Source organism: Mycobacterium persicum, assembly GCF_002086675.1.
Classification (GTDB): domain Bacteria; phylum Actinomycetota; class Actinomycetes; order Mycobacteriales; family Mycobacteriaceae; genus Mycobacterium; species Mycobacterium persicum.
This window is the reverse complement of record NZ_MVIF01000068.1, coordinates 24,177-32,728: the sequence shown is the minus strand read 5'-3', so window position 1 is coordinate 32,728 and position 8,552 is coordinate 24,177. Positions and strand designations below refer to the sequence as shown.

Below are 8,552 nucleotides of genomic sequence, written 5' to 3'. Positions count from 1 at the left end.
CATGCCTGACGACGGTCACCGTTTCGCGGGCATTCTTATGTGAGGCACCGAGGGTGTTTCGCGGGCACTTTTCGTGAATCAAGCCGGTGCCTTGTAAGGCGCCCGTTCCGGGCTGAAAATGGGGCGGTGGTCGCCTTGCGACGCCGAGTCAACTTGGTCCTTCGAGGCCGGATGCGAGCCGGGCGCTGGGGTCGTGTGGCGCCCTTCATTGTTGCAGTCGTTGGTGTTTGGTTAAGCACGCGGATTAGTTTCTCCTTTCTTGCGGCCCACGGGCGACCACTCATCATGATCAGCTGGCCTGAGAGGAGTTGATGGGGCTGTGTTGACCGAGTCTGAGGACCGGGAAGAAATTATCGCCAGGGTCGCCGCGCTGGACATCGGCAAAGCCGACCTGGGTGTGTTGCGTGCGGCTTCCCGCGCCGCGGGGACGCCGAAAGCGGCGGCAGGAAGCGTCGACGCATTCGACGAATGACTGCCTCGTTGATCGAGCTTGCCAACGGCTGGTCGAACTGAAGGTGCAGCGGGTGGTGATGGAAGCCACCTCCGACTACTGGAAACCGGTGTTTTACCTGTTGGAAGCGCACGGGCTGGAGCCGTGGCTGGTCAATGCACGCGTCCATGTCGGATATGATCCTGACGATCGACATCGGATTTTTGGCGCAATAGGCTGAACGTAAAATGCTCGTCAATTCCAGCATGGGCCATGGCGATATCTGCGGCCCTGAAATTTCCCTGAGCGCGGCTCCCATCATGTGCAATTCTTGTCAACAAGAACTTTGGTCTACTTGCGCCCGACCAGCGGGCGCTGCTCGCGGCTTCCCGCGGCATCGCGCGCTAACAACGATTGGCGACACCGCCCGGGTTATCTGGCGACAGCAGCCACCAACCAATAGGTGCAAGCGTAGAGCCGGCCGACGGGAGGTGCGCGTCAACTGACATGTCGATGCATGGAGTATTCGAAATCGCACATATTATGTCGGATGCGAGTCTTAATCTGGTATTGAATTTCCCAGGAGGCGGTTGATCGAGTCTGTCCAGAGCCTGGACTTCGTCCCGACAAGTTATTTCAAAGTGCTGCGATTGTCTACGCTCAACCAGTCGAGATGATCTGCACGGCAGTTCACTCATTGGTGCCAGTTTCCCGCATTAATGCTGGTAGTGAGAAAATCGATAACACCATCGCGAATTATGTCGTCACGTAGCTCGTCGCCTGCGATCAACTCCACATACCACACGACTCAACCTGCCAGGAAAGAGGAGGCTGGCAGTGGTTGCGCAAAGTGCCATCCTTGCGCGTTATTGCATCCGAACGCATGCAATCGATCAAGTTGTCGCGGGGTTTCGACGTGCTTTGCAGTGACAGTCAGACCTAATCCGCGGCCGAGTTCAATCATCGCTCGGGTGATCTGTTCATCGGCTGCCCGGTCGCGGATGCTTCCACCAATGTTCTCCACGAGCTTGCCGGCGAGTTTGACCACTCCGACCGGAAGGTTGGGCAGGTTGGCAAAGCTGGAGAACCCGGTGCCGAAGTCGTCGATTGCGATGCCCACACCTAGGGCGGACAGCTCTTGCAACGCAATCAATGCCGCCGCGTCTTTGCCAAGGCTTGTATCATGGCCAAGTTCAAGCTGCAAAGCGCTAGCGGGTAGGCCGTTTCCGGTGAGCGCATTTTTGACTAGTGGAATAAATTTTGGATCGCAGATAACGCTGCTGGCGATATTAACGCTGACGAATGGTTGCGGCTCGCTGCTGTCGTCACGCCAATCACGGGCAACGCGGCAGGCTTCCTCAATTACGAAGGCCGTAAGCGACGTAATCAGGCCGTTATTTTCAGCGATCTCAATAAATCGACCGGGGAGGAGGGTGCCCAACTTTGGGTGCGCCCAACGCAGCAGCGCTTCGGCACCGATTATGGTGGTATCGGCTAACCGGAAGATTGGCTGGTAAACAGCAAAGAATTCACCACGATCCAGTGCCGTGCGCATCGCGGCCGGCAGGAAGTATTGTGCGACCTGTTGGTCGCGGGCATGGGCCGCGCGTCGCTTATCGCCAATTCCAATACGGCTGTTATCCAGCGACTTAGCCGACTCGGCCTTTGGTCGGTCCGACAAGGTGCCTACATAGCCTACGCAGAGGTCCTGCAACAGCGAGGCAAGCCGTGTTGACGATCCATGGCCGCCGAAGTGGCGTTGGACGGCGCCGGCAACATCGCCCAACACGCGCGCGGGGTCGGGACCAGTAGCGGCCCGCCGCGCCAGGGAAGCGCCGACCCGCATGGCCAGGTTTGAGCTGCCCTGCTCATAGGCGCGTCGCAACATGGCCGCGAGCTGCTGAGAATATTCCACGTCAGACCCGAGGTTGCAAAACCGCACGGCATCGGCGATAGCACAGCTCAAGTCGGCGTCAGTTTTCGTCTTTGCTGCGGCCATCCTGGCAGGTCGCTCCTCACTGTTAAGGGGCGTGGGAGCCGCATCAGATCGCCGGCCGATCAGCCCGTCTCATCTGACCGAACTTCAGCATTAAAAGCATCCGCCAAAACGCGTAGGTTGGCGCAGCAGGCCACGGGACAGGGTTCATCCCCCTACAACACCTCTGACTATGATCTGCGGCAAGCTGCAGGTGATGAGGAGGGCGGTGCTCCGGCAAGGCCGGGGAGCCATAAGCTTTAGCCACCGTTTCAGCTGCAGGCGCCAACGACCGGGGACCGGTCGATCTCACGAAAGCAAATCAGCACCGAAGATGTTTGGGGGGAATCGGGTTCAAGCAGTTGAATGTTTGCCGCAACCCATATCAGTTTCCTATCAGACGGACGTTCCACGGCGAAGATCGAACCGCTCTCAATACCCCTCGTTCGGAAGATCTCGATCATGGCGACCAGGTCAGGGCCGACTGATCGGCCATGACGGTCGTAAATGGGAACCTTTACGACTCGGGTAGCGGGGTCATATAGAGAATCACTGGAATCGATGCCCAGAATCCTCAGTGCCGCGGGGTTCACCAACTCAGCGCAACCATCAGGGCTCAACACCACCACGCCCTCGAATAGTGAGGAGATGACGCTTTGGAACAGTTGCTCGGCTCGACACCATACGGACTCGTCGCTGCACACCAGCACGAAACCGCTATCCATTGCGGTCACTGCCACCTGCACAGCCAGGGCCACCCCGTCGGACGTGCGGTGGGTAGTGTGCAGTAGACCGCCGTCGGCGACGACTTCATGAGGGTAAAGCGGCGCGCCAACTGCTTCGCTAACTGGCCGCGCTAATGCGTCTGAAGCCGGGCGACGATAGATCGCCTCGGCTGCCGGATTCCAACTGGTGACAATACCGGTGTGGGTGGTTGCAATGACGGCGTCGCTGACATGATTGACAAGGGCTGCCTGGTAGCGCAATGTCTTCTCCACGGCCTTTTGCCTGCTGAGGTCGCGCAGGACCACCAGATACGCGAGATTGCCGTTCCAGACAGTCAACACCGATGTCACTTCCACATCCAATGTGCTGCCATCCAGGAGCAACAATGTCTCCTGAGCCGGGTTTGAGGTGTCCCCGAGCTCACGCAGGGAGCCGATGCGTGCCATCATGTCTGGTACTGAGTCGGGATGCACGATTTCGGTGATCCGGCGGCCGAGGAGCTGGTTTTGCGATGTTGCGGCCAGCGTTTTTGTCCCGGTCGGATTGACATATACCAAACGGCCGTTTTCATGCACCAATATCACATCAGGACAATGGTCGAGCAGCTGTCGATAATGCTGGTCGAACAATTGGCGTTGAGTGGCTATATCATCGATCGCATAAGTTGCGCTGCACACCTGCGCTTCCAACTCGCTGCTATTATGCGTTTCCCGTAAGTCTTTCATCTTCCTATCCAGCGTAGTTGAAAGCTCGCCAACGTGAGGAAGTTTAGACCTCAGCCTATCACATCGCCCCTGGCGCTCGTGTGTCAGTCCCCTACGAGATGGCTTACAACCAGTTGGCCCAGGTCGGCACCGCTTACGTCAATGCCTAGGTCCCTGTCGATGAAACGTACGTTGGTAACACGGTCTAACCCCGCGATCATCGAACTGGAGTCGATTGCGGTGCCGAGGACCAAAATTGGCTTCTGAAGTGCACTGGCCCAGCCGAGTTCGACCACAACGCCTAGAGATGGAGGAATTCCAAGCACCGCGACAACCACGTCGGACGAAACCAGCTCTTTGTGGTCGATCGGAACGCACTCTGCGGGCGCCAACGGCGACGATCCCCAGTCTTCGTTGACCTGTGCGGAAAAGTATTCGAAACCCGCGTTGGCGAGGCAGGCGTAGAATTGTTCGAGTTCCTGCCTAAAATTGCGATCGAAAACGCCGTCGGCGCCTAGATAGTTGCTAAATGGCGCCGCGACAAAGATCTTCGGGCGTTGGTCATGGGAATGCTCGGCTGTCATGCGAATTTGGTGTACTTTCTTGTGTTATTCTTTGCTAGGGCGACCGGATATTTCTGCCTAACCTTCACGAGCTTGTCGAAGCATGACTGCAATAGATCGATATCGAGGTGCCACGACAGTCGAATCAGGTAGTTGTAGATGTCGGCCAATTCCGCCGCTATGGATCGGACATCGAGGTCGACACGATCAGCGCGATACTTCCATTGCAGCTCTTGGGCAAGTTCGCCAACTTCCGCCATAAGGCTGATAGCCAGATCCTGCGGTGTCTCGAACTTGCTCCATTCTCGCTCGCGGATGACCTGTTGCAGTTCAAGGTGGTAGTCCGGCCATTCGTAAGCCATCAGAGCTCGTGACTCACGACGATGGGTGCTCCATTGGCCAATAACCACCTGCTCTGAGTCAACATCGGGGATCAGCGCGTCGAGTCGCCACCCGCGGACCTGCATTATCCGGACCATGCCCGGCGAAATTGGAAGGTGAACGTATACACGTCCTTCAGTCTTGATAAATTCGTCGACCTTCTGCAATGCGAGCAGTAGCGCATCGAATGTGGCTTCGTCTTTCCAGAATGCCGTCGAAATCTTGGTCGAACCGCCCTTCTTGGGACATAAGACGAGCGCACCGACCAAATCGTGGCCTTGGTAGGCGAGGTAGACCAGCTTTGGTTTCGATTCCACGTCGCCGGGAACGCGCCCGGCTGCCGCTTGAATCTGCAAAATATCATGAGGAATGGCTTCATTGGATACAAACGACTTCGCTTTGCTGGCCAGTTGTTCCCATTGTCTTTCGGTCTCGGCGCGAACTAACGAGATATCTCCAGCACTCGTATCCAATGCAGAGCCGGGTGGCGATACGGGGAGTTGAAGAATTAATTCGCAGTGCGCTTTCAAATACTGGTCGCGCGAAGACCCCACGACGTGGAAACCTTGGCGGGTAAAAAAATTCACCGCTGAACGGTTAGACTTGTCAATGGTGCAGTAGATGTTCCTTACCGCAATATCGGCATCGGAAAGTGTCTTTTCCAGGTAAGCTAGAAGACTACGCCCCACTCCACGTCGTCGAGCCTTCGGATGTACGATCAGCGGGCTGATCTTAACTGTGTTCTGACGCTTTACGACGTAGTTCAGAAAGCCAATGACGCCGCCGGTTCGCGCACAGCTGGCGACTAGGCCAACCTGACGTGTCGAGTTGTAGCCACGCTCATCCACATTGTCGTTGAGGTACGCCTCCACCAGGCGATTGAAATGAGCAACATGATCACCTCCGTAGTGGGGATTCAGCGCATCGACAACCAGATCTAAGACCGCGCCCGTATGACCGACGCGAAACGGCTCCACAATAATGTCCATGTCACACCTCTGCTCTCACTTCGACATAACCACACAAGCAAGTTTGGAAATTAGCCAGACAAACAATCACTGGTAGTGCTTCGATACTCCGGCCTAGTGCGGCATCACTTCGTGCACGCACAACTTGATAACCGGCCTTCGGCCCACGCGACGGATACGGCTTCGAACGCCCGCTCTACATGCTGCACTGCCTCGGCGCCGCTGTAGGCTCGGATCTGAAGCACCCGCACAGTCTTTCGGCCGCCAGCGCGCAAATACATCGGCAAAAATGCTTAAGTTGAAGCTGCGGCCTGCGCATCCATTGTGAAAGCGCCCGTTGATGGCTGCCGTGCGTCCTGATCCGACGAACGTGACGGCTGTCCACGAGCCGGAGAGCTGCTTACGCAAGATTCACGCGATCGCTGATTCCGCGGGCGAGTTGCAGCACGGGGACCCGGGCCCCCTTAGCTCACCGGCACGACCAGTCGACAGTCAGCACAACGATCTGGCTATTATGCGCCGAACCATAGCGACCTCGAGGACTGCGTCAACGCGGTCCTCGATTATCGTGAGCCAACGCCGTCAACCGGTTTGGCCACCGGCGCTAGTGTCCTGAGTCATTAATTCGGGTGCAGTAGTTGGCGATGCCGGCGAGAATTTGGTCGGCGGTTTTGAGGCCCACCCTCCAACTCGGCCCGCTCGTCGGCGGTCAACACGAACTCGATGGCGTGAGGTTCGGCACAACCCAATTCAACAACTAGATCGCAATTAATGACTTCAGGACATTAGTTGATATTTTCCGAAGGGTCAGGTCCTTCGTCCTCATGGGGCGGCAAGAACATGTTCATGTTGTGCGTGAAGTTATAGCGGCTGACGGCCATACCATTCACGAAGATAAGCCTGTCGTGATCGAATGCGTCTGCCGGGAAATCTGCCAAGTTTCCAGGAAACTGCGGCGGATCCTCTGACGAATCGTTATTGTAGTCGCCATACGAAGAGCTGGAATCTTCAGATCCATAGGAATAGGAGACTGGGAAGTCGGGCGGCTGACTATCATTCGAAACGAGAAGTAGATTGGGGCCGTAGCCATCTATTGGCACTGCCTGCAATGACTCGTCGATGTTAATCGCTGCGAGATTCGCAGTGGCGGTGGTAGCGTCTTCCTGAACGGAATTATTCACCAAGCCCGTGATATCGTCGGAAAAATCATTTGCGGAGCTGGTGGGGGTATCGTTGGTCAAGTTGTTGTTGCTGCTGCAGGTGTCAAGCTTGAATCTGCCGTGCCCGGTCAACCTGACGGTAAGTCGACCTACGCTGACCGTGGGATCGTGGGCGTTGATGGGTTTATCAATGGCTCCGGCAACGCCGCTGGCTAGCGTTAAAGAGCCCAATGCGGCGGCAGCCGCACATTTGCGTCGCCGCGAGCTGGTAAGCGAGGCTTTCGCATGGGTTAAATCAGTTTCGGCGGCGCTGCGACTGCTTTCGGGTATCACGGCGCGCCACAATGGAGACATGCTCAAGAATCTCCTTTAGCTGAGGTGTCGAGAGGTTGAGAAACTTCCATGCCGACGTCGAAGGAACATCTCGGGCATTAAGCAACGCCTCTTTCATCCGGTGCACACCGCGGCTATGTGCCAGAGATCTACCATCGATGGTTGTCAGCAGCTCAAGGCGTTCGGTAACGACCTTGCCCATTTTGGCCTGCTCGCGAGCACTGTATCAGCTACCGCTCTTGGTGACGGGGACACCATCACTGATTCCCGGCTGCGGCTGCGGTACTACGCTACCCAGGTGGACGTCGACGCGTTCTTGCTGACCCACCGCGGCACCTGGGATCGCCTCGACCAGTTGGTCAAAAAGCGTCGCTCGCTGACCGGTGCCGAGATCGACGAGCTCGTCGAGCTGTACCAGCGCGTGTCGACGCACCTGTCGATGCTGCGGTCGGTGTCGTCGGATTCGCTGCTGGTCGGCCGGCTGTCGAGCCTGGTCGCCCGCGCGCGGGCCGCGGTCACGGGCGCGCATGCGCCGCTGACCAGTACCTTCGTCCGGTTCTGGACCGTGTCCTTCCCGGTCGTCGCCTACCGCGCCTGGCGGTGGTGGTTGGCGACGGCGGTGGCGTTCTTCGCCGTCGTGGTGCTGATCGCATTCTGGGTGGCCGGCAGTTCCGAGGTGCAGTCGGTCATCGGAACTCCGGGCGAGATCAACGAATTGGTCAACCACGACGTCGAGTCGTATTACAGCGAGCACCCGGCAACGTCGTTCGCGCTGCAGGTCTGGGTGAACAATTCCTGGGTGGCCGCCAAGTGCATCGCGATGTCGGTCGTGCTGGGCCTGCCGATACCGCTGGTGCTCTTCCAGAACGCGGCCAACGTCGGAGTGATCGCCGGCTTGATGTTCGCAGCTGGCAGAGGTGGTTTGCTACTCGGTCTGCTGATTCCGCATGGACTGCTCGAGCTGACGGCGGTGTTCCTGGCCGCCGCTACCGGGATGCGGCTGGGCTGGTCGGTGATCGCCCCCGGTGACCGGCCGCGCGGACAAGTCCTGGCCGAGCAGGGCCGCGGCGTGGTGTCGGTGGCGGTGGGCCTGGTGGGGGTATTGCTGGTGTCCGGGCTGATCGAAGCGATGGTGACGCCGTCACCGTTGCCGACCTTCGTCCGGATCGCCATCGGCCTCTTGGCCGAGGCCGCGTTCGTTTTCTACATCGGGTACTTCGGCCGTCGCGCCGCCAGGGCCGGGGAGACCGGCGACATCGAGGACGCTCCCGACGTGGTGCCCACCGGCTGAGGCCCACTGCCGCGACAGTGA

7 protein-coding genes and 1 pseudogene are annotated in these 8,552 nt (G+C 58.0%); 3 read left to right on the top strand and 5 right to left on the bottom strand.

What is annotated here, in order from left to right; translation table 11 throughout:
- Positions 1–319 precede the first annotated feature (319 nt).
- A complete protein-coding gene (locus tag BST40_RS30180; protein ID WP_158006281.1) occupies positions 320–472 on the top strand; it encodes a hypothetical protein in 153 nt (50 codons plus the stop codon).
- Positions 473–524: 52 nt separating this feature from the next.
- Complete coding sequence (locus BST40_RS29545; protein WP_142276762.1) at positions 525–671, top strand: IS110 family transposase; 147 nt, start codon at positions 525–527, stop codon at positions 669–671.
- Between the two features lie 567 nt (positions 672–1,238).
- On the opposite strand, the pseudogene BST40_RS31825 reads toward BST40_RS29545, so the two are convergent.
- The 5 genes and pseudogenes from BST40_RS31825 to BST40_RS19025 form a co-directional block, all read right to left on the bottom strand.
- Positions 1,239–2,024: pseudogene (locus tag BST40_RS31825) on the bottom strand (cyclic diguanylate phosphodiesterase); the annotation flags it as partial.
- Positions 2,025–2,677: 653 nt separating this feature from the next.
- Positions 2,678–3,856 carry a PAS domain-containing protein gene (locus tag BST40_RS19040; protein WP_083155118.1) on the bottom strand — a complete coding sequence of 393 codons (1,179 nt, stop codon included), beginning with the start codon at positions 3,854–3,856 and terminating at the stop codon, positions 2,678–2,680.
- Between the two features lie 83 nt (positions 3,857–3,939).
- A complete protein-coding gene (locus BST40_RS19035; RefSeq protein ID WP_083155116.1) occupies positions 3,940–4,419 on the bottom strand; it encodes a nucleoside 2-deoxyribosyltransferase in 480 nt (159 codons plus the stop codon).
- Positions 4,416–5,768: a GNAT family N-acetyltransferase gene (locus BST40_RS19030; protein WP_082275164.1), complete on the bottom strand. Its 1,353-nt coding sequence runs from the start codon at positions 5,766–5,768 to the stop codon at positions 4,416–4,418. Before BST40_RS19030 ends, BST40_RS19035 begins: the two co-directional genes overlap by 4 nt.
- A gap of 764 nt (positions 5,769–6,532) precedes the next feature.
- On the bottom strand, positions 6,533–7,261 hold the full coding sequence (locus BST40_RS19025) for a hypothetical protein (protein WP_142276761.1): 729 nt from the start codon (positions 7,259–7,261) through the stop codon (positions 6,533–6,535).
- A gap of 277 nt (positions 7,262–7,538) precedes the next feature.
- On the opposite strand from BST40_RS19025, the gene BST40_RS19020 reads away from it, so the two are divergent.
- Complete coding sequence (locus tag BST40_RS19020) at positions 7,539–8,531, top strand: stage II sporulation protein M (RefSeq protein ID WP_083155113.1); 993 nt, start codon at positions 7,539–7,541, stop codon at positions 8,529–8,531.
- The last annotated feature ends 21 nt before the right edge of the window (positions 8,532–8,552 follow it).